At 71.7% G+C, this 26,659-nt stretch carries 23 protein-coding genes and 1 pseudogene; 9 read left to right on the top strand and 15 right to left on the bottom strand.

Translation table 11 applies throughout. The features are described from left to right. Nucleotides 1–101: 101 nt before the first annotated feature. The 3 genes from ACZ3ZE_RS00600 to ACZ3ZE_RS00610 all read left to right on the top strand — a co-directional run bounded on the left by ACZ3ZE_RS00600 (nt 102) and on the right by ACZ3ZE_RS00610 (nt 2,889). On the top strand, nt 102–1,037 hold the full coding sequence (locus ACZ3ZE_RS00600; RefSeq protein WP_467256899.1) for an ABC transporter ATP-binding protein: 936 nt from the start codon (nt 102–104) through the stop codon (nt 1,035–1,037). Next, a complete protein-coding gene (locus ACZ3ZE_RS00605; protein WP_361164454.1) occupies nt 1,034–1,801 on the top strand; it encodes an ABC transporter permease in 768 nt (255 codons plus the stop codon). Before ACZ3ZE_RS00600 ends, ACZ3ZE_RS00605 begins: the two co-directional genes overlap by 4 nt. A gap of 119 nt (nt 1,802–1,920) precedes the next feature. After that, a complete protein-coding gene (locus ACZ3ZE_RS00610; protein WP_467257492.1) occupies nt 1,921–2,889 on the top strand; it encodes a COX15/CtaA family protein in 969 nt (322 codons plus the stop codon). A gap of 39 nt (nt 2,890–2,928) precedes the next feature. Here the strand turns inward: ACZ3ZE_RS00610 and ACZ3ZE_RS00615 are convergent, their stop codons facing one another. The 4 genes and pseudogenes from ACZ3ZE_RS00615 to ACZ3ZE_RS00630 form a co-directional block, all read right to left on the bottom strand. Further along, nucleotides 2,929–3,852 carry an Imm49 family immunity protein gene (locus tag ACZ3ZE_RS00615; RefSeq protein ID WP_467256901.1) on the bottom strand — a complete coding sequence of 308 codons (924 nt, stop codon included), beginning with the start codon at nt 3,850–3,852 and terminating at the stop codon, nt 2,929–2,931. A gap of 171 nt (nt 3,853–4,023) precedes the next feature. After that, nucleotides 4,024–4,274 (bottom strand): annotated as a pseudogene (locus ACZ3ZE_RS00620) (amidohydrolase); the annotation flags it as partial. Nucleotides 4,275–4,352: 78 nt separating this feature from the next. After that, entirely contained in the window at nt 4,353–4,673 is a 321-nt protein-coding gene (locus ACZ3ZE_RS00625) for a hypothetical protein (RefSeq protein WP_361164448.1), read from the bottom strand. A gap of 115 nt (nt 4,674–4,788) precedes the next feature. Then, complete coding sequence (locus tag ACZ3ZE_RS00630; protein WP_361164445.1) at nt 4,789–5,736, bottom strand: heme o synthase; 948 nt, start codon at nt 5,734–5,736, stop codon at nt 4,789–4,791. Between the two features lie 349 nt (nt 5,737–6,085). On the opposite strand from ACZ3ZE_RS00630, the gene tkt reads away from it, so the two are divergent. The 5 genes from tkt to pgl are packed head-to-tail and all read left to right on the top strand — an operon-like array spanning nt 6,086 to nt 12,694. Then, nucleotides 6,086–8,173, top strand: a complete 2,088-nt coding sequence (tkt, locus tag ACZ3ZE_RS00635; protein ID WP_361164442.1) for a transketolase — start codon at nt 6,086–6,088, stop codon at nt 8,171–8,173. Between the two features lie 36 nt (nt 8,174–8,209). Next, nucleotides 8,210–9,328, top strand: coding sequence for a transaldolase (gene tal, locus ACZ3ZE_RS00640; RefSeq protein WP_361164439.1), 1,119 nt, complete (start codon nt 8,210–8,212; stop codon nt 9,326–9,328). Nucleotides 9,329–9,333: 5 nt separating this feature from the next. After that, the gene (gene zwf / locus ACZ3ZE_RS00645) at nt 9,334–10,866 is read left to right on the top strand and encodes a glucose-6-phosphate dehydrogenase (protein ID WP_132918533.1); all 1,533 of its coding nucleotides are present in this window, start codon (nt 9,334–9,336) and stop codon (nt 10,864–10,866) included. Continuing rightward, a complete protein-coding gene (opcA, locus tag ACZ3ZE_RS00650) occupies nt 10,863–11,915 on the top strand; it encodes a glucose-6-phosphate dehydrogenase assembly protein OpcA (protein WP_361164435.1) in 1,053 nt (350 codons plus the stop codon). Before zwf ends, opcA begins: the two co-directional genes overlap by 4 nt. Further along, complete coding sequence (gene pgl, locus ACZ3ZE_RS00655) at nt 11,912–12,694, top strand: 6-phosphogluconolactonase (protein ID WP_467256903.1); 783 nt, start codon at nt 11,912–11,914, stop codon at nt 12,692–12,694. The genes opcA and pgl overlap by 4 nt, the downstream gene beginning before the upstream one ends. A 22-nt stretch (nt 12,695–12,716) precedes the next feature. On the opposite strand, the gene ACZ3ZE_RS00660 is transcribed toward pgl, so the two are convergent. From ACZ3ZE_RS00660 to ACZ3ZE_RS00680, 5 genes are all read right to left on the bottom strand, one after another. Continuing rightward, nucleotides 12,717–14,363, bottom strand: coding sequence for a PH domain-containing protein (locus ACZ3ZE_RS00660; protein WP_467256905.1), 1,647 nt, complete (start codon nt 14,361–14,363; stop codon nt 12,717–12,719). Further along, nucleotides 14,360–14,863 carry a PH domain-containing protein gene (locus tag ACZ3ZE_RS00665; protein ID WP_361164426.1) on the bottom strand — a complete coding sequence of 168 codons (504 nt, stop codon included), beginning with the start codon at nt 14,861–14,863 and terminating at the stop codon, nt 14,360–14,362. The genes ACZ3ZE_RS00660 and ACZ3ZE_RS00665 overlap by 4 nt, the downstream gene beginning before the upstream one ends. A gap of 3 nt (nt 14,864–14,866) precedes the next feature. Continuing rightward, nucleotides 14,867–16,531 carry a glucose-6-phosphate isomerase gene (gene pgi / locus ACZ3ZE_RS00670; RefSeq protein WP_467256907.1) on the bottom strand — a complete coding sequence of 555 codons (1,665 nt, stop codon included), beginning with the start codon at nt 16,529–16,531 and terminating at the stop codon, nt 14,867–14,869. Nucleotides 16,532–16,606: 75 nt separating this feature from the next. Further along, a complete protein-coding gene (locus tag ACZ3ZE_RS00675; RefSeq protein ID WP_361164423.1) occupies nt 16,607–17,371 on the bottom strand; it encodes an SIS domain-containing protein in 765 nt (254 codons plus the stop codon). A gap of 211 nt (nt 17,372–17,582) precedes the next feature. Then, nucleotides 17,583–18,515, bottom strand: a complete 933-nt coding sequence (locus ACZ3ZE_RS00680) for an N-acetylglucosamine kinase (protein WP_467256909.1) — start codon at nt 18,513–18,515, stop codon at nt 17,583–17,585. A gap of 60 nt (nt 18,516–18,575) precedes the next feature. On the opposite strand from ACZ3ZE_RS00680, the gene ACZ3ZE_RS00685 reads away from it, so the two are divergent. Then, on the top strand, nt 18,576–19,427 hold the full coding sequence (locus ACZ3ZE_RS00685; RefSeq protein ID WP_361164417.1) for a MurR/RpiR family transcriptional regulator: 852 nt from the start codon (nt 18,576–18,578) through the stop codon (nt 19,425–19,427). A gap of 72 nt (nt 19,428–19,499) precedes the next feature. Here ACZ3ZE_RS00685 and ACZ3ZE_RS00690 read toward each other — a convergent pair whose 3' ends face one another. From ACZ3ZE_RS00690 to ACZ3ZE_RS00715, 6 genes are all read right to left on the bottom strand, one after another. Beyond that, nucleotides 19,500–19,835 carry an RNA polymerase-binding protein RbpA gene (locus tag ACZ3ZE_RS00690; RefSeq protein WP_079060169.1) on the bottom strand — a complete coding sequence of 112 codons (336 nt, stop codon included), beginning with the start codon at nt 19,833–19,835 and terminating at the stop codon, nt 19,500–19,502. A gap of 77 nt (nt 19,836–19,912) precedes the next feature. After that, the gene (gene secG, locus ACZ3ZE_RS00695) at nt 19,913–20,143 is read right to left on the bottom strand and encodes a preprotein translocase subunit SecG (protein WP_361164414.1); all 231 of its coding nucleotides are present in this window, start codon (nt 20,141–20,143) and stop codon (nt 19,913–19,915) included. 97 nt (nt 20,144–20,240) lie between these two features. Continuing rightward, a complete protein-coding gene (gene tpiA / locus ACZ3ZE_RS00700) occupies nt 20,241–21,035 on the bottom strand; it encodes a triose-phosphate isomerase (protein ID WP_361164411.1) in 795 nt (264 codons plus the stop codon). A gap of 7 nt (nt 21,036–21,042) precedes the next feature. Continuing rightward, nucleotides 21,043–22,254, bottom strand: a complete 1,212-nt coding sequence (locus ACZ3ZE_RS00705) for a phosphoglycerate kinase (RefSeq protein WP_467256911.1) — start codon at nt 22,252–22,254, stop codon at nt 21,043–21,045. 110 nt (nt 22,255–22,364) lie between these two features. Next, on the bottom strand, nt 22,365–23,375 hold the full coding sequence (gap, locus tag ACZ3ZE_RS00710; RefSeq protein WP_361164405.1) for a type I glyceraldehyde-3-phosphate dehydrogenase: 1,011 nt from the start codon (nt 23,373–23,375) through the stop codon (nt 22,365–22,367). 246 nt (nt 23,376–23,621) lie between these two features. Beyond that, a complete protein-coding gene (locus ACZ3ZE_RS00715; RefSeq protein WP_467256913.1) occupies nt 23,622–26,582 on the bottom strand; it encodes a M14 family metallopeptidase in 2,961 nt (986 codons plus the stop codon). Nucleotides 26,583–26,659 lie beyond the last annotated feature (77 nt).

Consider the following 26,659-nt stretch of genomic DNA (forward strand, 5'->3'; position numbering starts at 1 on the left):
GCTAGATCCGGCCGCGGCGGCGACGTGCGCGAAAAGGTCCCGTCTCAAGGGACCCGGGCCCCGCGCCGGAGGGACCTTCGCCCCCTCTCTAGACTTCCGGCATGCGAAACGAGTCCGTCGAATCCGCCGTCCGGGTCCGGGGCCTGGTCAAGCGGTACGGGACGAAGACCGCCGTCGACGGCCTCGACCTCGACGTCCGGACCGGCACCGTCACCGCCGTCCTCGGCCCCAACGGCGCCGGCAAGACCACCACCGTCGAGACCTGCGAGGGCTACCGGAGGCCGGACGCCGGCAGCGTGCGCGTCCTCGGCCTCGACCCGGTCGCCGACGCCTCGGCGCTGCGCCCCCGGATCGGCGTGATGCTCCAGTCCGGCGGCGTCTACTCCGGCGCCCGCGCCGACGAGATGCTGCGCCACATGGCGAAGCTGCACGCGCACCCGCTGGACGTGGACGCGCTGATCGAGCGCCTCGGCCTCGGCTCCTGCGGCCGGACCACCTACCGGCGCCTCTCCGGCGGCCAGCAGCAGCGCCTGTCGCTCGCCATGGCCGTGGTCGGCCGCCCCGAGCTGGTCTTCCTCGACGAGCCGACCGCCGGACTCGACCCGCAGGCCCGCCGCGCCACCTGGGAGCTGGTCCGCGAGCTGCGCGCCGACGGCGTGACCGTCGTGCTCACCACCCACTTCATGAACGAGGCGGAGGAGCTCGCCGACGACGTCGCCATCATCGACGCCGGCCGGGTCGTCGCCCAGGGCAGCCCCGAGGAGCTGTGCCGGGGCGGCGCCGAGAACACCCTGGGCTTCACCGGCCGCCCCGGCCTCGACCTCGGCTCGCTCCTGAAGGCGCTGCCGGACGGCACCGCCGCGGCGGAGCCGACCCCGGGCACGTACCGGCTCACCGGCACCGTCGACCCGCAGCTGCTCGCCACCGTCACCAGCTGGTGCGCGCAGCACGGTGTGATGCCGGACCGGCTCTCGGTCGAGCGGCACACCCTCGAAGACGTCTTCCTCGAACTGACCGGCAAGGAGCTGCGCGGATGAGCACGGGTACGTACGCGCCGAAGCCGGGGGCCGCGCCCGTCGGCCGGATGATCGCCGCGCAGACCGCGCTGGAGACCCGGATGCTGCTGCGCAACGGCGAGCAGCTCCTCCTCACGGTGATCATCCCCTCCCTCCTGCTCGTGCTCTTCTCGACGGTGGACATCGTCGACACGGGCACGGACAAGGCCGTCGACTTCCTCGCCCCGGGCGTACTCGCGCTCGCCGTGATGTCGACCGCCTTCACCGGGCAGGCCATCGCGACCGGCTTCGAGCGCCGCTACGGCGTGCTCAAGCGGCTCGGCGCCTCGCCGCTGCCGCGCTGGGCGTTGATGACCGCCAAGACGCTGGCGGTGCTGGTCACCGAGGTGCTCCAGGTGGCGCTCCTGACGGCGATCGCGCTGGGGCTCGGCTGGTCGCCGCAGGGCGACCCGTTCTCCGTCCTGGTGCTGCTCGTCCTCGGCACCGCGGCCTTCTCGGGGCTCGGCCTGCTGATGGCCGGCACCCTCAAGGCCGAGGCGACGCTGGCCGCGGCGAACCTGGTCTTCCTGCTGCTCCTGGTGGGCGGCGGGGTGATCGTGCCGCTGGACCGCTTCCCGGAGGCGGCCCGCTCGGTCCTGGAGCTGCTGCCCATCTCGGCGCTCTCCGACGGCCTGCGGGACGTGCTGCAGGGCGGGGCGGCACTGCCCTGGGGCGACGCGCTGATCCTCGCGGTCTGGGCGGTCCTCGGGCTCGGCGCGGCGGCACGTTTCTTCCGCTGGGAGTGAGCGGGGAGCGCGCCCCCGGTGCGCCCCGCGGGCGCCGAGGGTGAGCGTGCGGTGACGTTTCGCGGCGCAAAAGCCCGTAACGCACCCCTCGTGAAAACGCGCACAAGCCCGTGCCTACGATAGGGCCCGTGCAGACCCCCCTCGCCTTCATCGCCCAGCGCTGGACCCCGTCCCCCCGGACGCTCCGGCGCGCCGCGCTCTCCGCCGTCGTGATGAGCGTGGTCATCATCGTCACCGGCGGCGCGGTCCGGCTGACCGGCTCCGGTCTCGGCTGCGACACCTGGCCCAAGTGCACGGACGACAGCCTCATCGTCACCGCCGAGCAGGGCTTCCACGGCTTCGTCGAGTTCGGCAACCGCATGCTGACCTACGTCCTGTCGGCGGCCGTCGGCTGGGCGATCATCGCCGCCCGCTCCACCAAGCCGCGGCGGCGCGGCCTCACCCGGCTCGGCTGGGCCCAGTTCTGGATCGTGATGAGCAACGCCGTCATCGGCGGCATCACGGTGTGGATGGGCCTCAACCCGTGGACGGTCGCCGGCCACTTCCTGGCCGCCAACTCGCTCCTCACCGTGGCCGTCATCACCTGGCACCGCACCGGCGAGGGCGACGGCACCCCGAAGCCGCGCGTCCCGGGCCCGGTGCGCAAGCTGTCCTGGGCGATCGTCCTGGTCTCCGCGCTGCTCATCGCCCTCGGCACGACCGTGACGGGCGCCGGCAAGCACGCCGGCGACTCCAGCGACGTGCCGCGCATGCCGTGGGACTGGACGGACGCGGCCCACATCCACGCCATCGCCGCCTGGGCGGTCTGCGCCCTGGCCGTCGCCATGTGGCTGGTCCTGCGCGTGGTCGACGCCCCCGACGACACCCGGGCGCGCGCCCGCGACCTGCTGATCGTGCTCGTCGCGCAGGGCGTCATCGGCTACGTCCAGTACTTCACCGGCGTGCCCGAGGTCATGGTCGCCGCGCACATGCTCGGCTCCTCGCTGATGTGGATCGCGGTCCTGCGACTCGCCCTGAGCCTCCGCGAGCGCCCGGTGACCACGGCCCCGATCCCGACCCAGCCGGACGCACAGCTCACCTCCGCCTGAGCCCTTGGGGCGGCCCACCACCCACACGGCCCCGCCCGCCTACCCGACGGTCTCCCGCTCCGGCTCCACCAGCAGCGCGTCGGGCAGGTAGGCGGAGCGGACGCCCGGTGCCCAGCCGTGGGCCTGGCGGGCGAGGGCGGCCAGGGCCGCCGTCCGGACCGGCAGCAGGCTTCCGGGGGCCTGGTCCCCCGCCGCCTCGGCGCTCGCGCGGTACGCGTCGAGCCGGTCCGCGAGGGCCCCGTCGAAGGCGTCCCGGTCGGCGTCGAGGAGCACCCGCAGCAGCCGCTGGTCCGGGTCGAGCTCCCCCGCCTCGTCGAGCGCCCGGGCCAGCGCCCCGCGCTCCTCGGCGTCCGGCAGCCGGAGCGGGACGGGCCGCTCCCAGGACTGGTCCGCGCTCAGATAGGCGCAGAGGGCGTCCATTTCCGCGAGCTCGGCCGGCCGGGAGACCGACTCGAAGCGCGAGTACGGGACTCCGGAGCGGATCGCGGGCGCGTAGTCCGCGTGGAGCAGCGGCCCGACCACCCGCCGCGGCGTCCAGAGCGCGCCGCCGAGCAGGCAGAGCGCGAAGGTCTCGGTCCAGGTGCGCGCGGTGGGCACCTCGTGCCCCGCGTCCCAGCTCTCGTCGAAGAGCTGCTCGTCGCTGCTGAGCGTCTCGTCGACGAGGGGGAGGAACCTGACGTCCCAGTCCCCCTCGGGGAAGCAGCCGAGCCCGAGGGCTCCGATGGCGCACTCGGCCGCGGTGAGCAGCGCCTGGCGGGGGTCCGGCCCGTCCGGCCCGGGGCCCGCCACGGAGCACGCCCCGACGTGGTCGAGCAGCTCGTCCCGCGCCTTCGCCAGGCCGCTCAGCGACACGCCGCCGCCGTAGCGGAGGTCGTGCCAGTGTCCGAAGGTCCGGCTGCGGATGCCCTCCAGGGCCCGCTCGATCCGCTCTCCGTCGACCTCGTGGCTTGTCACGTCCCGCACGGCTTGCCGCCTCCCCCATGATCCATTCGCTTGGACCCGAAGCTACCAGCGGCCACTGACAGCGCCCCGGGCCGCCCGTCCGGGCCGCCGTTCACACCAGCCGGTACACCCGCCGCGCGTTGCCCGCCGCGCGTCCGTACGGGACCAGGTGCCGTCGCCGACCCACTCGCCCAGGTAGTGGGCCGGCGGGCAGTGCGGTTCGAGGCCGAGGAGCGGCGGGCACCAGCGGCGTACGGCGAAGCCGGTCTGCGTGTCGAAGAAGGTGGTGCCGGCCGCCGGGAGCGGCGGGGGCGTCCTGCGGTGGGCGGAGCGGGTCATGGGGGGGGCGCCGGCGCGAGGTGCGTCTCGAAGGTGCCGAGGCCGAGCTCCGTACGGAGCACCCCGTGGCAGTACTGGTCCACCAGGCTCGGAGTGTCGATCATTCGGGGGGCTCCCACGTGTGGACGGGTTTCCACCCCTCCTGACGGGTGAGCCCCGCGTGAGGTTGTCGCCTCCCGGCGTCAGCTGTTGGCCGGGCCGCCGATCTGGATACCGGCCATACGGGTCCACTCGTACGGGCCCGTGACGACCTTGGCGGCGAACTCGCCGTCGAACTCGTCGTGCAGCGTGAGGCCCGCCTTCTCGGCCGCCAGCCGGGCGGTCTCGTGCGTCGGGGCCACCAGGTCGCCCCAGCCGCCGTCCTCGCCGACGAGGACGATCCGGGTCCCCGCCTGGCCGATGTGGGCGAGCTGTCCCTCGGCGCCGCCGTGCTGACCGGCGAACGCCTGGATCTCCTTGGCCAGCTTGGCCGCCCTGCGCTCCACCTGCTTCGTGTCTGCCATGGCAAGGATGCTACTCGCGGGTAGATCAACTGGCGACGGCCGGGGCACGTGGCGTGGGCCACGCACCCCGGCCGTCGGCCGGAGCGATCCCGGAGCGATCAGGGAGAAGAGCGCGTCAGCGCAGGAAGGGGTCCACCGCGACCGCCACGAAGAGCAGCGACACATAGGTGATGGACCAGTGGAAGAGGCGCATCTCCTTCAGCTTGGCGCCCTGGGCGCCCGCCTTCGCCCGGTGGAGCAGGGCGTGCGCCTCCCAGAGCCACCAGCCGCCGGTGGCCAGCGCCACCGCGGTGTAGAACCAGCCGGTGTAGCCCAGCGGGGTGAGCAGCAGGGAGACGGCGACCATGATCCAGCTGTAGACCACGATCTGCTTGGCGACGACCTTGTTGGAGGCGAGCACCGGCAGCATGGGCACGCCCGCGCGGGCGTAGTCGTCCTTCACCTTCATCGACAGCGGCCAGTAGTGCGGCGGCGTCCAGAAGAAGATGACGAGGAAGAGGATGATCGCGGCCCACGACATCGAGTTCGTGACGGCCGACCAGCCGATGAGCACCGGCAGGCAGCCGGCGATGCCGCCCCAGACGATGTTCTGGGCGGTGCGCCGCTTGAGGATCATCGTGTAGACGACGACGTAGAAGAGCAGCGCGCCGAGCGAGAGGGCGGCGGACAGCCAGTTGACGAGCAGGCCGAACCAGAGCGTGGAGACCACGGCGAGGGTGAGTCCGAAGACCAGGCCCTCACGCGGCGTGAGCACACCGGTGACGAGCGGACGCTGGGACGTGCGGTCCATCAGGGCGTCGATGTCGCGGTCGATGTACATGTTCAGCGCGTTGGCGCCGCCCGCCGACAGGTATCCGCCGAAACACGTGGCGAGTACCAGCCACAGGTCCGGCACGCCCTGCTCGGCGAGGAACATCACCGGAACCGTGGTGATGAGCAGCAGCTCGATGATCCGCGGCTTGGTCAGCGCCACGTATGCCTTGACGCGGGCCCCGAACGGCCGATGGCCCCCCGGGCTGGGAGTCAAGACGACCCCTGCGGGTCGGGACTCGACGGCCGTCACGCACACCCCTGACAGAGAAATTCCCAGCAAGCTCCCCGGATGAAGACGGGGTGAAGACTTGCGCGTACCACGCCACTGTAGACGTTGCCCATACGCCGATCTTCGCGGGGGTGGGGTCGTGTTGGCGGGACCCACACGCACCTGCGACAGGGGTGTGTCCCAAGGCGTGGGACGCACCTGTGTCCGGCTCGGGAGGCGAAGTCCCGCAAGCCCCGGCAGTCTTTGCTGTGAGCGCACATATGAGCGGCATGAACACGAAAAGAGGGACGAATTCCGGGGGTAGGCTCGACATCGCCGGGACACCCTCAGTCACCGGCTACAGACATGCGGAGAGGAGCCCTGACTCAGGGTGAGCACTAAGCCGACGACCACAGACCTCGAGTGGACCGAACTGGACCAGCGGGCCGTGGACACCGCCCGCATCCTTGCCGCCGACGCCGTGCAGAAGGTCGGCAACGGCCATCCCGGTACGGCGATGAGCCTCGCGCCCGCCGCGTACACCCTCTTCCAGAAGGTGATGCGGCACGACCCCGCCGACCCGGAGTGGGTGGGCCGTGACCGCTTCGTGCTCTCCGCCGGGCACTCGTCCCTGACCCTCTACACCCAGCTGTACCTGGGCGGCTTCGGTCTCGAGCTCGACGACCTGAAGGCGTTCCGCACCTGGGGCTCCAAGACTCCGGGCCACCCGGAGTACGGCCACACGGCCGGCGTGGAGACGACCACCGGCCCGCTGGGCCAGGGTGTCGCCAACGCCGTGGGCATGGCCATGGCGGCGCGTTACGAGCGCGGCCTGTTCGACCCGGAGGCCGCCCAGGGCGCCTCTCCCTTCGATCACCACATCTACGTGATCGCCGGCGACGGCTGCCTCCAGGAGGGCATCTCCGCCGAGGCCTCCTCGCTCGCCGGACACCAGAAGCTGGGCAACCTGATCCTGCTGTGGGACGACAACCACATCTCGATCGAGGGTGACACCGAGACCGCCGTGTCCGAGGACACGATGAAGCGGTACGAGGCCTACGGCTGGCACGTCCAGCGCGTGGAGCCGCAGGCCAACGGCGACCTGGACCCGGCCGCCCTGTACGCCGCGATCAAGGCCGCCGAGGCCGAGACCGAGCGCCCCTCCTTCATCGCGATGCGCTCGATCATCGCCTGGCCGGCGCCGAACGCCCAGAACACCGAGGCCTCGCACGGCTCGGCTCTCGGCGACGAGGAGATCGCGGCCACCAAGCGCGTCCTCGGCTTCGACCCGGAGCAGACCTTCGAGGTCTCCGACGAGGTCATCGGGCACACCCGCTCCCTCGGCGACCGCGGCCGCGAGGCCCGCGCCGCCTGGGAGAAGTCGCTGGCCGAGTGGCGTACCGCCAACGCGGACCGGGCGGCCGAGTTCGACCGCATCCAGGCCAACGAGCTGCCGGCCGGCTGGGAGGACAAGCTCCCGGTCTTCGAGGCGGGCCAGGGTGTCGCGACGCGTGCCGCGTCCGGCAAGGTCCTGCAGGCGCTCGGCGCGGTGATCCCGGAGCTGTGGGGCGGCTCGGCCGACCTCGCCGGCTCCAACAACACCACGATCGACAAGACGTCCTCCTTCCTCCCCGAGGGCAACCCGCTCCCCGAGGCGGACAAGTACGGCCGGACGATCCACTTCGGCATCCGCGAGCACTCCATGGCCGCGGAGATGAACGGCATCGCCCTGCACGGCAACACCCGCGTCTACGGCGGCACCTTCCTGGTGTTCTCCGACTACATGCGCAACGCCGTCCGCCTGTCCGCGCTGATGCACCTGCCGGTGACGTACGTGTGGACGCACGACTCGATCGGCCTCGGCGAGGACGGCCCGACCCACCAGCCGGTGGAGCACCTGGCCTCGCTGCGCGCGATCCCGGGCCTGAACGTGGTCCGCCCGGCCGACGCCAACGAGACGGCGATCGCCTGGCGCGAGATCATGAAGCGTCACACCAAGGTGTTCGGCAAGGGCGCCCCGCACGGTCTGGCCCTCACCCGCCAGGGCGTGCCGACGTACGCGCCGAACGAGGACGCGGCCAAGGGCGGCTACGTGCTGTTCGAGGCCGATGGCGGCGAGGCCCGACTGGTGCTCATCGCGACCGGCTCCGAGGTGCACCTGGCCGTCGAGGCCCGGGAGCAGCTGCAGGCCGCCGGCGTCCCGACCCGCGTGGTCTCGATGCCGTCGGTGGAGTGGTTCGAGGAGCAGGAGCAGGCGTACAAGGACTCGGTCCTGCCGCCGGCCGTGACGGCGCGTGTCGCCGTCGAGGCCGGGATCGGCCTGACCTGGCACAAGTACGTCGGCGACGCCGGCCGGATCGTCTCGCTGGAGCACTTCGGTGCCTCGGCGGACGCGAAGGTGCTGTTCCGCGAGTTCGGCTTCACGCCGGAGGCGATCGTCGCCGCCGCGCGGGAATCCCTCGCCGCCGCCGCGCGCTGACGCCCATACGTACGACTTAATGGAGATGCAATTCCCATGACAGACGCTCTCAAGCGCCTCTCCGACGAAGGCGTCGCGATCTGGCTGGACGACCTCTCGCGCAAGCGGATCACGTCCGGCAACCTGGCCGAGCTCATCGACCAGAGCCATGTGGTGGGTGTGACCACCAACCCGTCCATCTTCCAGAAGGCGATCACCTCGGGCGACGGTTACGAGCAGCAGCTCGTCGACCTGGCCGTCCGCAAGGTGACCGTGGACGAGGCCATCCGGATGATCACGACGGCCGACGTGAGGGACGCCGCCGACATCCTGCGCCCCGTCTTCGACGCGACCGAGGGCCAGGACGGCCGGGTCTCCATCGAGGTCGACCCGCGGCTGGCCCACCAGACGGCTCCCACCATCGCCGAGGCCAAGCAGCTGGCCTGGCTGGTGGACCGTCCCAACACCCTCATCAAGATCCCGGCCACCAAGGCGGGTCTGCCGGCGATCACCGAGGTCATCGGCCTCGGCATCAGCGTCAACGTGACGCTGATCTTCTCGCTGGAGCGTTACCGCGAGGTCATGGACGCCTACCTGGCGGGCCTGGAGAAGGCCCGCGAGCGCGGCCTGGACCTCTCGAAGATCCACTCCGTGGCGTCCTTCTTCGTGTCCCGCGTGGACACCGAGATCGACAAGCGCCTCGACGTCCTCGGCACCGACGAGGCCAAGGCCCTCAAGGGCAAGTCCGCCCTGGCCAACGCGCGTCTCGCCTACGAGGCGTACGAGGAGGTCTTCTCCTCCGAGCGCTGGGCCGCCCTGGACAAGGCGCACGCCAACAAGCAGCGTCCGCTGTGGGCCTCGACCGGCGTCAAGGACCCCGCGTACAAGGACACCCTGTACGTGGACGACCTGGTCGCCCCGGGCACGGTGAACACCATGCCGGAGGCCACCCTGGAGGCCACCGCCGACCACGGCCAGATCGTCGGCGACACGATCCGCGGCACGTACGAGGAGGCCCGTTCGGTCCTCGCCGCCGTGGCGAAGCTGGGCATCTCCTACGACGACGTCGTCCAGATCCTCGAGGACGAGGGCGTCGACAAGTTCGAGGCCTCCTGGAACGACCTGCTCAAGTCGACCGAGGCGGAGCTCGCCCGCCGCGCACCTTCGGAGGCGTAATCACCTTGAGCGCAGTCACCGGAGCGAACCCGCTCCGTGACGCCGCAGACCGACGGCTCCCGCGCATCGCGGGGCCGTCGGGTCTGGTGATCTTCGGTGTCACGGGCGATCTGTCCCGCAAGAAGCTCATGCCCGCGGTCTACGACCTCGCCAACCGCGGTCTGCTCCCGCCGGGCTTCTCGCTGATCGGCTTCGCCCGTCGCGAGTGGCAGGACGAGGACTTCGCGCAGGAGGTCCACGACGCCGTCAAGCAGCACGCCCGCACCCCGTTCCGCGAGGAGGTGTGGCAGCAGCTGATCCAGGGGATGCGCTTCGTCCAGGGCGACTTCGACGACGACGACGCCTTCGACCAGCTGAAGACCACCATCGAGGAGCTGGACAAGGCGCAGGGCACCGGCGGCAACTTCGCCTTCTACCTGTCCGTGCCGCCGAAGTTCTTCCCCCTGGTCGTCCGGCAGCTGAAGAAGCACGGCCTGGCCGACCAGAAGAACGGCTCCTGGCGCCGTGCGGTCATCGAGAAGCCCTTCGGTCACGACCTGACCTCCGCCAAGGAGCTCAACGAGGTCGTCCACGAGGTCTTCCCGCCCGACGCGGTCTTCCGCATCGACCACTACCTCGGCAAGGAGACCGTCCAGAACATCCTGGCGCTCCGCTTCGCCAACACCCTCTTCGAGCCGATCTGGAACCGGTCGTACGTCGACCACGTGCAGATCACCATGGCCGAGGACATCGGCATCGGCGGCCGGGCCGGGTACTACGACGGCATCGGCGCCGCCCGTGACGTCATCCAGAACCACCTGCTCCAGCTGCTGGCGCTGACCGCGATGGAGGAGCCCGCCTCCTTCGACGCCGACGCGCTCGCCGCGGAGAAGACCAAGGTGCTCGGCGCGGTGAAGCTGCCGAAGGACCTGGGCAAGTCCACGGTGCGCGGCCAGTACGCGGCCGGGTGGCAGGGCGGCGAGAAGGCCGTCGGCTACCTCCAGGAAGACGGCATCGACCCCCAGTCGAAGACCGACACCTACGCCGCCATCAAGGTGGAGATCGACAACCGCCGCTGGGCGGGCGTCCCCTTCTACCTGCGCACCGGCAAGCGGCTCGGCCGCCGGGTCACCGAGATCGCGGTGGTCTTCCAGCGCGCCCCGCACTCGCCGTTCGACCAGACGGCGACGGAGGAGCTCGGCCAGAACGCGCTCGTCATCCGCGTCCAGCCGGACGAGGGCGTCACCATGCGGTTCGGCTCCAAGGTGCCGGGCACGCAGATGGAGGTCCGGGACGTGTCGATGGACTTCGCCTACGGCGAGTCCTTCACCGAGTCCAGCCCCGAGGCCTACGAGCGGCTCATCCTCGACGTCCTGCTCGGCGACTCCAACCTCTTCCCGCGTGTCGAGGAGGTCGAGCTGTCCTGGAAGATCCTCGACCCGATCGAGCAGTTCTGGGACAAGCACGGCAAGCCCGCGCAGTACCAGTCCGGGACCTGGGGTCCGGTCGAGGCGGACGAGATGCTCGCACGAGACGGCAGGAGCTGGCGCCGGCCATGAAGACCGACCTGACGGACACCACGTCCTCCAAGATCAACAAGGCGCTGGTGCTCGGGCGGCGGGCCATCGGCACCCCGGCCGTCGGCATGGTGCTCACCCTCGTCATCGTCACCGACGAGGAGAACGCCTACGACGCGCTGAAGGCGGCCAACGAGGCGTCCCGCGAGCACCCCTCGCGGACCCTCGTCGTCATCAAGCGGGTCTCGCGCTCCCCGCGGGACCGCGCCAAGGCGCGGCTCGACGCCGAGGTCCGCCTCGGCGCCGACGCCAGCACCGGCGAGACGGTCGTGCTCCGGCTGTACGGCGAGGTCGTCGACCACGCCCAGTCGGTGGTGCTGCCGCTGCTGCTGCCGGACGCGCCCGTCGTCGTCTGGTGGCCGGTGAACTCGCCGACCGACCCGGCGAACGACCCGCTGGGCGCCCTCGCCCAGCGCCGTGTGACCGACACGTACGCCGCCGAGCAGCCCATCCAGGAGCTGACCGCGCGCGCGGACGCGTACACCCCGGGCGACACGGACCTCTCGTGGACCCGGATCACCCCGTGGCGTTCGATGCTGGCCGCCGCGCTCGACCAGGTCGCGTGCGAGGTCACCTCGGCCGAGGTCGAGGGCGAGGAGTTCAACCCGAGCGTCGAGCTGCTCGCCATGTGGCTCGCGGACCGGCTGAAGGTGCCGGTGCGGCGCGCCACGTCGGCCGGGCCCGGCCTCACCTCGGTGCGGATGGAGTCCAGCTGCGGCCCCATCGTGCTCGACCGGCCGGACGCCTCGCTCGCCACGCTCTCCATCCACGGGCAGCCGGACCGTGCCGTGGCGCTCAAGCGCCGCGAGACCTCCGAGCTGATCGCGGAGGAGCTGCGCCGCCTCGACCCGGACGACACCTACGCCTCGGCGCTGCGGTTCGGCCTGGAGCGGCTCGACGAGGAGGCGGCGACCACCGCCCCGGTCCCCGACGAGCCGGCCGACGGGACCGGGACGGACGCCGCCCCGGCCGCGGCGCCCGCGGCGAAGACCGCGAAGAAGGCCCCGGCCAAGAAGGCGGCGGCCAAGTGAGCGCCCCTCAGCTCGTCGTCCACCGGGACAAGGAGCTGATGGCCCAGGCCGCGGCGGCCCGGCTGATCACGAAGATCGTGGACGCCCAGTCCGCCCGCGGCACCGCCTCGGTGGTGCTCACCGGCGGGCGCAACGGCAACGGGCTGCTCGCGGCGCTGAGCACGGCGCCCGCGCGGGACGCCGTCGACTGGTCGCGGCTGGACCTGTGGTGGGGCGACGAGCGCTTCCTGCCCGAGGGCGACCCGGAGCGCAATGTCACCCAGGCCCGCGAGGCGCTGCTCGACAGCGTCCCGCTGGACCCGGCGCGCGTGCACGCGATGCCGGCCTCGGACGGCCCGTACGGCGACGACGTCGAGGCCGCTGCCGCCGCCTACGCGGCGGAGCTCGCGGCGGCGGCCGGCCCCGAGGACCGTGCCGGGGTGCCCACCTTCGACGTGCTGATGCTGGGCGTCGGCCCGGACACGCACGTGGCCTCGCTCTTCCCGGAGCTCCCGGCGGTCCGCGAGACCGAGCGGACGGTGGTGGGGGTGCACGGCGCTCCCAAGCCGCCGCCGATCCGGGTCTCGCTGACCCTTCCGGCGATCCGGGCCGCGAAGGAGGTCTGGCTGCTCGCGGCCGGCGAGGACAAGGCGAAGGCCGCGGCCATCGCGCTGTCCGGCGCGGGCGAGGTGCAGGCCCCGGCGGCCGGCGCCTACGGCCGCTCGCGCACGCTGTGGCTGCTCGACGCGGCGGCGGCCTCGGAGCTGCCGCGCGATCTGTATCCCCCGGCCGTGGCCTGAGGACGCGTCACGGAGGCCCGGTTCACCTCTCGGTGGGCCGGGCCTCCGGCGTTTCCGGGGCCGGTACGGGTTCCTCTCGTACGGGTTCCTCTCGTACGGGTTCGAGGAAGGGCGCGAGGAGGTCCGGTACGGCGTGGGCGGCGAAGGTCAGGCCCTGGCTCTCGCCCGCGTCGTAGACGGCGTACGCGCCCTCCCCCGCGGCCGTCGTGGCGCTCAGCGTGAGCACCCCCGCCCGCCGCTGGAACCAGGACTGCTTGACGGTCCAGCCGATGACCCCGGCCCGCTGGAGGGCGACGGTGGAGCGGCGCACGGTACCCGAACGGGTCACCAGGTACGCGCCGCTGACGCCGTGTCCGAGGTTGCGGTAGGCGTCGACGGCGAGGAGGAGCGCGAGCGGGGTCAGCAGGACGGCGAGCACGGCCGCCGCGTATCCGAGGACCGGGCTGCTGAGCCAGGTGCCGAGCACGGCGAGCACGGCCGCGGGGCCGAGCCCGGTCCACAGCGCCCAGCCGAGCCGCCTGCGCAGGGCCGCCCGGGGGTGCCGGGCGAGCGGGGCGCCGGTGGGCGGCACGGGCTCGCGCAGCACCTGGGCGGCGACCCGGTCGGCGACGGCGCGGGGCACCGGCGGCAGCAGGTTCTTGAGGTCGGCGTGCTTGTCGTCGTCGTTCTGCGCGAGCCCGGTGGCGACGGCGTCGACACGGGCCCCGCGGAAGAGGCGTACGCCGAGCGGTTCGACCAGCTCGACCCCGCGCAGCCTGCGCTCCTCCAGGGAGATCGAGCGGGCGGTGAACAGGCCGCGGCGGACCCGCAGGGTGCCGCCCGGCTCACGCTCCAGCCGGTAGCGGAACCACATCTCGACCCACAGGCCGAGGGCGCCGAACAGTCCGGCGACGCCGGCGAGCAGGACGAGGTCGGCGATCATCCAGGGCAGCGAGACGTCCTCGAAGCGGTCCCCTATCCAGTGGATCACCTCGCCCTGCGCGCCGAACCAGTCGCTGACCTGCATGACGGCGCCGGCCGCCGCCGTGGCGAGCAGCGGGGTGACGAAGGAGACCGGGGCGTAGCGGATCCAGCGCGGGTCCACGCTCGCGAGGACACCGTCGTGAGCGGGGTCCTCGGGGCCCTGGAGACGGGCGAGCAGGGTGTGGCGGAGCAGCTCGCCCTCGGCGCGGGCCACCAGTTCGAGTTCGAGGGTGGACTCGCCCGCGGTGTGCTCGCCGGTGCCGATCCCGACCTTGACCAGGCCGAGGACGCGTTGCAGCGGGTTGGCGGTGAGGTCGACGCTGCGGATGCGCTCGCGGGCCAGGGAGCGCCGTTTCACCACGAGGAGACCGGTGTGCAGCTCGACCAGTTCGGGGCCGACGCGGTAGCGGGTGCGGCGCAGCCGGACCCAGTCGGCGGCCGTGCCGCCACCGATGAGGAGCAGCGCCCCGGCGAGGACCCAGGCGGCGGCCTGCCACGCGGGCCGGGAGCCGGAGGACAGGCTGAGGAACGCGGGCAGGGCCGCGCCGCCGGCGACCCCGCACAGGACGGCGGCACCGGCGAGCAGGGACCGCGGGTGGAGACGGCGCCACTCCCGTACGGGGTCGGCGGCCGGGTCCGGGGACTGGTCCGGGCCCTGGTCCGGGGCCCCGTCAGGAACGAAGGGGGCCGCCGTGCCCTCGCTCATGTCGCGTCCCCCGGGGTGACCCGGGTGATCGCCGTGAGCCGCTCGGCCAGTTCGGCGGCGAGTTCGTGGTCGAGGCCCGCGATGCGCAGCTCCCCCTTGGAGGAGGCGGTGGTGACGGTGACCGTGGCGAGCCTGAAACTCTGCTCCAGCGGGCCCCGTACGGTGTCGACCGTCTGGATCCGGGACATGGGGGCGATCCGCCACTCCTGCCAGAGGGCGCCGGTCCGCACGTACACGGCGTCCTCGGTGACCTCCCAGCGGTGCACCCGGAACCACCAGGCGGGGAGGAAGGCGGCGCAGAGCAGTCCGAGGACCGCCGCGATCACGGCCGCGGTCAGCAGCCAGGGCCGTGCCGGGGTGATGAGCCACCCCAGCACGGCCAGGAGGGCCACCGGCACGCCCGTCGTCACCAGCAGCTGCGCTCGCCACCAGGGGACGGCCCGGCCGTCCACGGCGTTCCTCGGCGGGCGCAGCCGCACCGCTTCCTCCCCCGTGGGCATCGATCAGTCCCGGCCGCGCAGCGAGCGGTACGCGGCGACGAGTCCGGCGGTGGAGCTGTCGAGGCGGTCGCCGCCCTCGCCCTCGGTGAGCACCGGCTCGATCTTCTTGGCGAGGACCTTGCCGAGTTCGACGCCCCACTGGTCGAAGGAGTCGATGTCCCAGACGGCGCCCTGGACGAAGACCTTGTGCTCGTAGAGGGCGATGAGCTGGCCGAGCACGGACGGGGTGAGCGCGTCGGCGAGGATCGTGGTGGTCGGGTGATTGCCCTGGAAGGTCTTGTGCGGGACGAGCTCCTCGGGGACGCCCTCCGCCCGTACCTCCTCGGGCGTCTTGCCGAAGGCGAGCGCCTGGGTCTGGGCGAAGAAGTTCGCCATCAGCAGGTCGTGCTGGGCGACCAGGCCGGGCAGCAGGTCGGCGACGGGGCGGGCGAAGCCGATGAAGTCGGCCGGGATGACCTTGGTGCCCTGGTGGATCAACTGGTAGTAGGCGTGCTGCCCGTTGGTGCCGGGGGTTCCCCAGACGACGGGGCCCGTCTGCCAGTCGACCGGCTGTCCGTCACGGGTGACGGACTTGCCGTTGGACTCCATGTCGAGCTGCTGGAGGTACGCGGTGAACCTCGACAGGTAGTGCGAGTACGGCAGCACGGCGTGCGACTGGGCGTCGTGGAACGCGCCGTACCAGATGCCGAGGAGGCCGAGCAGGAGCGGGGCGTTCTCCTCGGGGGCGGCCGTACGGAAGTGCTCGTCGACGAGGTGGAAGCCGTCGAGCATCTCACGGAAGCCGTCCGGGCCGATGGCGATCATCAGGGACAGGCCGATGGCGGAGTCGAAGGAGTACCGGCCGCCGACCCAGTCCCAGAACTCGAACATGTTCGCCGTGTCGATGCCGAACTCCTCGACCTTCTCGGCGTTGGTCGACAGGGCCACGAAGTGCTGGGCGACGGCCTCCTGGCCGGCCCCCAGCCCGGTGAGCAGCCAGGTGCGGGCGGAGGTGGCGTTGGTGATCGTCTCGATGGTGGTGAAGGTCTTCGAGGCGACGATGAAGAGGGTCTCCGCCGGGTCGAGGTCGCGGACGGCCTCGTGCAGGTCGGCGCCGTCGACGTTGGAGACGAAACGGAACGTCAGGTCGCGCTGGGTGAAGGAGCGCAGGACCTCGTAGGCCATGGCGGGGCCGAGGTCCGAGCCGCCGATGCCGATGTTCACGACGTTCTTGATCGGCTTGCCGGTGCGACCGGTCCACTCGCCGGCGCGGACCCGGTCGGCGAAGGCGGCCATCTTGTCGAGGACGGCGTGCACCTCGGGGACGACGTTCACGCCGTCCACCTCGACCACGGCACCGCGCGGGGCACGCAGCGCGGTGTGCAGGACCGCGCGGTGCTCGGTGTTGTTGATCTTCTCGCCGCGGAACATGGCGTCGCGCAGCTCGGCCACGCCGGTGGCGGCGGCCAGGTCGCGCAGCAGCGCCAGGGTCTCCTCGGTGACGAGGTTCTTCGAGTAGTCCAGATACAGGTCGCCGACGCGCAGCGTGTAGCCCGTGCCGCGCTGGGGGTCGGAGGCGAACAGCTCGCGCAGGTGCGTCTCGCCCAGCTGCTCGCGGTGCTTGGCGAGGGCCGCCCACTCGGGCAGCTGGTTGAGCCTGGTACGGCCTTCGTTACTCATCTCGGACATCGCCCATTTCTTCGTCTTACTGCGTGTGTGCCCCGCTGCCCCACCAACCTAATTGATCCGGTGTGCGAAACGCGTTCAGTGACCGCCGCGGTGCAGCCGTCCCGCGTAGCGGGCTTCGAGGAGGGCGTTGCGCTCGTGGCCGCCGGGCAGGTTGGCCGAGACGTAGACGGGCGGCTCGTGCCCCTCGGCGAGCAGGAGCGCGACGGCGTCGGCGACGACCATCTGGATCAGCAGGGAGGAGGTGAGCGTGGAGATCCCGCACAGCGCGGCACCGTCGGGCAGCGGGAGGACGGCGTCGCCGGCGGGGGCGCAGTTGTCGAGCACGGCGTCGGCGAGGTCGGCGAGCCGCCGGCCACCGGCGTGCAGCGCGGGGACGGCGTGGGTGTGCTCCAGCGAGGTGAGCGCGACGAGGGGGTGACCGGCACCGGTCACCTTCAGCGCCATGTCCACGATCGAGTTGTTGACGCCGGAGTTGGAGATGATCACGAACAGGTCCTGGGGGCGGGGCGTGGCGAGCGCGTACAGCCGGTCGGCGAGCCCCGGCGCCCGTTCGAGCAGCGGGTCCCGGAGGATCGCCGGATCCTCACCGCCCCGCAGCACCAGATCGGCGAGCGCGATCCGGCTGGTCGGCACCAGACCCCCGGCCCGCCCCGCCACCTCAAGCGCGGCAGCCTGCGAATGTCCGGTCCCGAACGCGTGAATCACCCCGTCGGCCGCCACACAGTCAGCGAAGAGCCGCGCGGCGAGCGGCACGGAGTCCTTGTTGACGGCGACGGCCCGATCGACCGCGGAACGGGCGAGCTCGGCGAAGTGGGCGGAGGTGGGGGCGGGTTGGGGCATGGGGGGGGCACTCCCGTGGTTGAGTGAACCGGTTGCTTCGAGCCTCTTCGGCTCAATGAACCAGCGGATCCCAGGCGCGTCAAGGGCGCCGCTCCCCCGCCCCCGTTGTGGGCATTCGTTCCGCTGGGGCGGAACGGGTGGGCACAACGGAACGGCGCCCTCTGCGGGTGCCTCCGCTCCCTGCTCGTACGGCGCCCACGACGGCGGCGCGTCAAACCAACAGCCGCGCCAACGCCACCGCCCCACCGAGCCCGTCGCGAACCGGATCCGGAACCAACCCCAGCACCGAGACCCGCGCCGTCAGCCGCGACAGCAGCGGACCCCCCGGGCCGAGAAGTCCACCGGTCACCACCAGGGGTTCACCGGGCCGGGGGTCCAACGCGGCGACGGTCGAGACCAGTTCGTCCGCCGCCCGGTCCAACAACCCACAAGCCACCCCGTCCCCGAAGGCCGCCACCTCCACCACCACCGGACTGAGCGAAGCCAACCGCACCGGCTCCGCCCCGTACGCGTACCGCACGACGTGCTCCTTGCTCAGCCCCCCGCACAGCACCCCCACCCGCTCCGTGAGCGCGGTCGACGGCCCCCGGCCGTCCAGCGCCCGCAGCACCGCGCGCAGCGCCTCCCGGCCCAGCCAGAAGCCGCTTCCGGCGTCGCCGAGGAGCCAGCCGTCGCCGTCGGCGGCGCGGATCTGGCGCCGGTCGGCCACGCGGGCGGCGGCCGCGCCCGTGCCGGCGATGAGCACGAGCCCGTCGGCGGGGTTCCCGGCGCCGCCGGCGAACGCGATGTCGGCGTCGCCCCGCACCTCGACCCGGCCCGCCCGGACACCCGCGAGGGCCAGCGCCCGCGTCAGCGCCGTGTGCGCCCGCTCCCGGCCCCCGCCGGGCCCGCCGCCCGCGAAGCCGCCCACCACGGCGGCGACGGTTCCGCCGCCCGGTGGCAGGGCCCCGCGCAGGGCCTCCCCCACGTGGCGTACGAGCGTGTCGGGGGGCACGCTCAGCGCGTTGCCGGGGCCTCCGGCGCCCTCGCCGAGCACCCGGCCGGTCGTCGCGTCGGCGAGCCGTGCCCTGGTCCGCGTACCGCCCGCGTCGACGCCGACGACCCCAACGGCCCCGCCGGCCCACTGAATCCCGGATTCGTTCATCAGCCCGCATGGTGGTTGATAGATTCAGCGGAACACAAGACCCACGAAGGCCGGCCCCTCATGATCACCGCGCTGATCCGCTCCGAACTCCCCCGGATGTCCGGCTCCTTGCGCAAGGTCGGCAGCTGGGTCCTCGCCGATCCGGCCCGGGTCCCCGGGCTCTCCGCCGCCGAGCTGGGCCGCCGTACGGGGACCTCGCAGGCCACGGTGACCCGGTTCTGCCACGCCCTCGGGCTCGACTCGTACCAGCGGCTGCTGCTCGAACTCGCCCGGGAGCAGGGGCAGGAGAGCGAGGCGGCCGAACGGACGCCGCTCGGCCCGGAGATCGGGCCAGACGAGCCGCTGGAGCAGGTCGTCGCCGCCGTCGCCCGCGCCGACCTCCAGGCTCTGCGCGCCACCGCCGAGCAGCTCGACCTCGGCGCCCTGGAGCGGGCCGCCCGCGCCCTCGCCCAGGCCCGCCGGATCGACGTCTACGGGGTGGGCGCCTCCGGGGTGCTCGCCCTGGAGACCCAGGCCCGGCTCTTCGGCATCGGCTGCGAGGCGCGCGCCTGGACCGAGGTGCACGCGGCGGAGACCTCGGCGGCCCTGCTGACCCCGGCGGACGCGGTCGTCACCCTGTCCCACTCGGGCGCCACCCGCGAGGTGCTCGGGCCGCTGCGGCTGGCCGCCGAGCGGGGCGCCGCGACCGTCGCGGTGACCGGCGATCCGCGCTCCCCGGTGGCCCGCGCGGCCGGCGTCCACCTCACGTCGACGGCGGCCGGGACCGGCTTCCGGCACGGCGGTTTCGGCACCCGCCACTCGGTGCTGCTGCTCCTGGACTGCCTGTACGCGCGCGTGGCGCAGCTGACCTACGCGCGGGCCACGGCCGCCCTGGCGCTCACCGCGCACATCGCGGACGCCCATCGCGGCTGAGAACGCCGACGGGCCCCGCGCGCGAACTCGGTTCGCGGGCGGGGCCCGTTCGGTCACATCGTCACACCGCGCTCAGATCTCGCCGCGCAGCTTGGCAAGCGCCTCGGCGAGGATGGCCTCTCCGTCCGCGTCGCTGCGCCGCTCACGTACGTACGCGAGGTGCGTCTTGTACGGCTCGGTGCGCGGCGGGTCCGGCGGGTTGTCCTGGTCCTGACCTGCCGGGAAGCCGCAACGCGGGCAGTCCCAGGTCTCCGGGACCTGTGCGTCACTGGCGAAGCTGGGCTGGGTCTCGTGCCCGTTCGAGCACCAGAAGGAGATGCGGAGACGGGGTGCTGACTCGCCCCGCTCAGCCTCTCCCATCGGCCCCGCTCCGACCCGGCTTCCCCGGATCGCGTTGCCACTTGCCACGGTCGTAACTCCCTGCGTGATGGTGCTCGAAGATGCCCCAGTCTACGTAAGGCCCAACGCGCGTCCAGTGATTGGAGTTACCCGTCCAACTTCATCATCAGACCGAGCACCACAATGCAGGCGAACCAGAGCAGACCGATCACCACGGTGATGCGGTCCAGGTTTCGCTCGGCGACCGAGGAACCACCGACGGACGACTGCATGCCGCCACCGAACATGTCGGAGAGGCCGCCGCCCTTCCCCTTGTGCATCAGCACGAGCAGCATCAGCAGCGCGCTGAAGACGATCAGGGCGATCGAGAACCCCATAACCACGGCTGGACCAACTTCCTCGGACTTATACGGACGGGGGCCGGGCGCCTGCCCGACCCCCGCAAGGGTACGACGTATCTCCGCTACCGCATACTCACTGGTCGCGGAAGCGCACGATCTTGACGAACTCGTCGGCGTCCAGCGAGGCACCGCCCACCAGCGCGCCGTCGATGTCGGGCTGCGCCATGATCTCGGCGACGTTCGAGCCCTTGACGGACCCGCCGTACTGGATGCGGATCTTGTCGGCCACGTCCTGCGTGTACAGCTCGGCCAGCTTGCCGCGGATCGCCCCGCAGACCTCCTGCGCGTCGTCGGCGCCGCAGACCTTGCCGGTGCCGATGGCCCACACGGGCTCGTACGCGATCACGATGGTCTCGGCCTGCTCGGCCGGGAGGCCCTTCAGACCGCCCTCGACCTGGGCCAGGGTGTGCGCGACGGCGTCGCCGGCCTCGCGGACGTCCAGCTCCTCGCCGACACAGAGGATCGGGGTGATCCCGTGCTGGAAGGCGGCCTTCACCTTGGCGTTGCACAGCTCGTCGGACTCGCCGTGGTACTGGCGGCGCTCCGAGTGGCCGACGGCCACGAAGGCGCACTTCAGCTTGGACAGCATGAGGCCGGAGATCTCGCCGGTGTAGGCACCGGACTCGTGCGCCGAGATGTCCTGGGCGCCGTACTTGATCTTCAGCTTGTCGCCGTCGACCAGGGTCTGCACGGAGCGCAGGTCGGTGAAGGGCGCGAGGACCGCGACCTCGACGGCGTCGAAGTCCTTGTCGGTGAGGGCGAAGGCCAGCTTCTGGACGTGGGCGATGGCCTCAAGGTGGTTGAGGTTCATCTTCCAGTTGCCCGCCATCAGCGGGGTGCGGCCAGAAGAAGTAGATGCGGTGCTCATGAAGAGGTCAGTCCTCCAGTGCGTCGAGGCCGGGAAGCGTCTTGCCCTCGAGGTATTCGAGGGAGGCGCCGCCGCCGGTCGAGATGTGGCCGAAGGCATTCTCGTCGAAGCCCAGGATCCGGACGGCCGCGGCGGAGTCGCCGCCGCCGACCACGGTGAAGGCCGGGGAGTCGACGAGCGCCTGGGCGACGGCCTTGGTGCCGTTGGCGTAGTCGGGGTGCTCGAAGACGCCCATCGGGCCGTTCCAGAAGACGGTGCCCGCGTCGGCCAGCTTCGAGGCGTACAGCTCGCGGGTCTTCGGGCCGATGTCCAGGCCCTCCTGGTCCGCGGGGATGGCGTCCGCGGCGACGAGCGAGGGGTGGGCCGGGGCCTTGGTCTTCAGGTCCGGGAAGTCGGGCGAGACCAGCACGTCGACGGGGAGGACGAACTCCACGCCGCGCGCTTCGGCGCGCTTGAGGTAGTCCAGGACCGCCGGGATCTGGTCCTCCTGGAGCAGCGAGATGCCGACCTCGTGGCCCTGGGCCTTGAGGAAGGTGTACGCCATGCCGCCGCCGATGAGGATGCGGTCGGCCTTCTCCAGGAGGTGGTCGATCACGCCCAGCTTGTCGGAGACCTTGGCACCGCCGAGGGCGACCACGTACGGGCGCTTGACGTCCTCGGTGAGCTTCTTGAGGACGCCGACCTCGTTGGCGATGAGGTAGCCGGCGGCGTGCGGAAGCCGGGCCGGGAGGTCGAAGACCGAGGCGTGCTTGCGGTGCACGGCGCCGAAGCCGTCGCCGACGTACAGGTCCGCGAGTTCGGCCAGGCGGTCCGCGAAGGCGCCGCGCTCGGCGTCGTCCTTGGAGGTCTCGCCGGCGTTGAAGCGCAGGTTCTCGACGACGGCCACCCGGCCGTCGGCCAGGCCCGCGACGGTCGCCTTGGCAGAGTCGCCGACGGTGTCGGTCGCGAAGGCCACGTCGTCGCCGAGCAGCTCGCCGAGCCGCGCGGCGGCCGGGGCGAGCGAGAACGCCGGGTCCGGGGCGCCCTTGGGGCGGCCCAGGTGCGAGGCGACGACCACGCGGGCGCCCGCGTCGGCCAGCGCCTTGACGGTGGGGACGACGGCGCGGATGCGCCCGTCGTCCGTGATGGTCGTGCCGTCGAGCGGCACGTTGAGGTCGGCGCGGACGAACACCCGCTTGCCGGAGACGCCTTCGGCGAGAAGCTCGTCGATCGTCTTCATCTGTTCACTGACTCCCTTGGTACACGCGGTGGAGCACACGAGACAGGGCTCGTACAGCGCGTCTTCGCGCTGCCCGAGCCCTGCTCACATCGAAAACCCGCCTCTAGAGTCTAGAGCTGCCCGCCGACGAAGACGGTGAGGTCGACGAGACGGTTGGAGTAGCCCCACTCGTTGTCGTACCAACCGAGGATCTTCACCGAGTTGCCGTCCTGGACCATGGTCAGGGAGGCGTCGAAGGTGCAGGACGCCGGGTCGCTGACGATGTCCGAGGAGACGATCGGGTCCTCGGTGTAGAACAGGTAGCCCTTCAGGTCGCCGTCCTCGGCGGCCTTCTTGAAGGCCGCGTTGACCTCGTCCTTCGTGACCTCACGGTCGAGGGTCACGACGAGGTCGGTGGCGGAGCCGGTCGGGACCGGGACGCGCATCGCGATGCCGTCCAGCTTGCCCTTGAGCTGCGGGAGGACCAGGGCGGTGGCCTTGGCGGCACCCGTCGTGGTCGGGATGATGTTCTCCGCGGCGGCGCGGGCGCGGCGCAGGTCCTTGTGCGGGAAGTCCAGGATGCGCTGGTCGTTGGTGTACGCGTGGACCGTGGTCATCAGGCCCTTGACGATGCCGAAGTTCTCGTCGAGAACCTTGGCCATCGGCGCCACACAGTTGGTGGTGCAGGAGGCGTTGGAGATGACGTGGTGGTTGGCCGCGTCGTACTTGTCCTGGTTGACGCCCATCACGATGGTGATGTCCTCGTCGCTGGCCGGAGCCGAGATGAGGACCTTCTTGGCGCCGCCGGCGATGTGCTTCTCGGCGTCGGCCTTCTTGGTGAAGATGCCGGTCGACTCGATGACGATGTCGACGCCCAGCTCACCCCAGGGGATGTCGGCCGGGTTCCGCTCGGAGAGGACCTTGATGGTGTGGCCGTCGACGGTGATGGTGTCGGCGGTGTGGGTCACCTCGGCCTTGAGGCGGCCCAGGATGGTGTCGTACTTCAGCAGGTGGGCCGTGGTCGCGGTGTCACCCAGGTCGTTGACAGCCACGATCTCGATGTCGGCACCCTGCTCAAGGAGCGCGCGGAAGTAGTTGCGACCGATACGGCCAAAGCCGTTGATGCCTACGCGGATCGTCACGAACCGATCTCCTCGTTAGGTACGCCGGGTTTCGACGCCCGGCGAGCTTCTGTTTGGGATGTCCCCGACCGCTTACGACCCTACCTCTCTCAGCGGCCGAGAGTGACATCCAGTGGAGCCGTACGCGCCCTGAAAGTGCCGGAAAAAGGCCGACAGCCCTTACCTACCAAGAGGTAAGGGCTGTCGAGGGACCTTCGCCCCCACTACGGAGAGTGACGAAAACGCGTGCTCGACTGAGCGGCCGGATCAGCGTCGGAGCGAATTAAGGGCCTTTCCGAGCAGAGCCGCCCGATCCGCCGCATTCGGGACGTGCTCCAGACCGAATCCGAAGAGCACGGTGTCACGGGTGGTGACCGATGCCTGGGAGTGGAAGAGCGCCTCGGAACGGGTCCAGTCGGATCCGTTCCCCGGGCTGCCGGCCGGCGCTCCCGGTACGGACCAGTTTCCGGTCCCGGTCTCGAAGCCCTCGGTCTCGGAGACGGCCCCGGCGCTGAGCCGGACGTCGTCGACGAAGGCGCCCATCTCGCCGGTGCCGGGGTCGGAGACGTACGAGATCGCCAGCTCGACCTGCTTGCCCGCGTAGGCGCTCAGGTCGACCTTCGCCTGCCGCCAGCCGTTGGACGGGCCGGTGAAGGCGTTCCAGGCTCCGGTGGTGCCGGAGGCGGTGCAGCCGTCCTTGCCGACGGTGAGGTAGTGGGCGAGGAAGGGGTGCCCGCGGACGTAGTAGCCCTCGCCGCAGTCGGCGGGCGGCTCGGCGGAGGTGCCGCCGTTGAGGTCGGGCAGGGTGGTCCAGTCGTCCTGGCCGACGGTGTGGGCCTCGACGATCAGGTTGTCGTACCCCGGCTCGGTGTCGTAGCTGACCTGGAAGCTCAGGTTCGGCTGCGAGGCGGCGGCGACGCCGGTGAGGTCCACGGTCCTGGCGAGCCGCGCCCAGGTGCCGTCCGAGTGGCGCAGGGCCTCGAAACGGCTGCCCTCGTAGGGCTCGAAGGGGGTGCGGATGCCCGGGTAGTCGCCCGCGGAGGCGCTGCTCGCGAACTGCGGGAACAGGTCGGGCTTCAGGGTGTCCGAGGTGACGGTGTAGGCGCCCGCGTTGTCGAGCGGGTTGCCGGCCGCCGCGCCCAGGGGCGCGCCCGCGCCGCCGAGGCGGCCGGCTCCGGCGAAGGAGACCGGGCCGTTCAGTCCGGCCCTGCGGTAGGCGCCGAGGTAGTACTGGGCGAAGTCGTTGGACTCGGCGCGGCCGATCGCGACCAGGCCGCCGGACTTCTCGCCCGCGTTGACCAGCTTGCCGCCCTCGTTGAGGTAGGAGCGGACGGCGAGCAGCGAGCTTCCGGAGGGCTGTTCGGCGCCGGTGTACCAGACGACGGTACGGAAGTGGCCGAGCACGCCGAGGGCGTGCGGGGCGCCCTGGGTGGCGACGTCCCAGACGGCGGCGCGGCGCCCGTTGGCGGCGAGGGCCTTCACATAGGCGTCGGTGTTCCTGGCGGCGGCGGTGCCGCCCTCCTCGGCGAGGACCAGGACGTCGCCGCGGGGCCGTTCGGCCACGGTGTACGTGAACGGGGTGGACGCGGTGGCCTTGCCCTCGCGGGTGCGGGCCGTGTACCAGACCTCGACCTTGTCGCCGGGCCCGGCGCCCTCGATCTCGGCGCGGTACTGGTCGAAGTAGAGGTTGTCCTCGCCCCCGTAGGTCTCCCCGCCCTTCCAGGGCTCCAGGCCCTCGCGCTCGGTGCGGCCGCCGTTGATCCGGTAGTGGAGGGTCTTGGCGCGCAGCGACTTGCGGGCGGTGACGGCGACCTCCTGCTCCTGGCCGCGGGCGGCGTAGGAGGTGGCGAAGGTGTCCGGGGTGAAGTCGGGGGCCTCGATGCCCACCGGGGAGACGGGCCGGTCCGGGTGGGCGGCGGTCTCGGCGACGGCGAGCGCGAAGGGGATGTTCTTGGCGAACTCGGCCTGGATCAGCTTCTCGTCGTCGGGGAAGGTGAAGACGGAGGCGCAGTCCGCCGGGTCCCAGGCGTCGTTCGGGTCGACGCGGGAGGCGGTGGCGCAGGTCGACATCTCCGGGGTGAACATCTGCATCCCGTTGACGTTGGCGGCGTGTCCGTCGGCCTCGCCGTTGGTGATGTAGAGCTCCGAGGAGACCTGCGGGCGGTAGCCGGGGACCGCGGACTTCTGCGGGGTGCCGGCGAGCGCCTTGAGGGCCACGTCGTCGGGCGTGTCGGTGGCGACCTGCCAGCCCACGCCGTAGAGCAGCAGCTGGGCGGCGGAGTGGTAGTTGATGCCGTAGCGGAAGCCGACGCGCTTCTCGAAGCGGTCGAGGGCGCGGGTCTCGGGCTCCGAGTTCGGTCCGGCACCCCGGAAGGTCTCGTCGGCCCGGTCGGGCGACGAGCCCTCGTCGTCATAGCCCCACTTGTAGGCGAAGTTGCGGTTGAGGTCGACGCCGTCGCCGGACCCGATGCGCCCGTCGCCGTCGTTGTCGCGCAGGTTCTTGCGCCACTGGCGGTTGTCCGGGTCGGCGTGGGTGTAGTCGTAGCCGTCGGGGTTGGCGGAGAGCACGAACCACAGCTCGGTCGTGTCGACCAGCCGGGTGAGGCGGCTGTCCTTGCCGTAGCCGTCGAGGTAGTGGTGCATCAGCCGCCGGGTCATCTCGGGGGTGATCCACTCGCGGGCGTGCTGGTTGGACATGTAGAGCGTGGCGGGCCGCGAGCCGTCCCTGGTCTTCGCGGCGCCCTTGCTGATCTTGAGGGCGAGGATGTCCTGGCCCTTGACGGTCTTGCCGATCGAGACGACCTTGGTGAGCCCGGGGTGGGACCGGGCGGTGTCCATGATCTCCTGCTTGAGGCCGCCGGGACCGCCGTACGGACGGAAGACGCCGTCCCCGGCGCCGGCGACGCGCTTCTCCGCCTGGGCGGAGAGGGTGTGCTCGGTGATCTCGACGCCCTCGCCGCGCAGCTTCCCCGCCTGCTCGGCGGTCAGGTAGAGCTCGACGGTGGCGGAGCCCTTGGCGGGCACCTGCTCCGTCAGCTCACGGGCGTCGGTGCCGGCGTCGAGAAGGAGCGGCACCTGCTCCTTGCTGACCTTGGCACGCCAGACGGAGAGCCCGTCGCCCTGGGGCGAGCCGTCGGTGTTCGGCTGTGCTCCGGCGACGGGTGCCGCCACCAGTCCCGCGATCAGCAGTGACCCGGCGGCGAGCACCGCTCTCGCTCTGCGTCTCATAAGCCCCCCTTGCTCTTGTCTGCCACGAAAGTGAACAGACGTCAGGCTCGTGGTGACTCACGGGCTTCGTCAAGGGT

Source organism: Streptomyces sp. NPDC023157 (assembly GCF_055560575.1).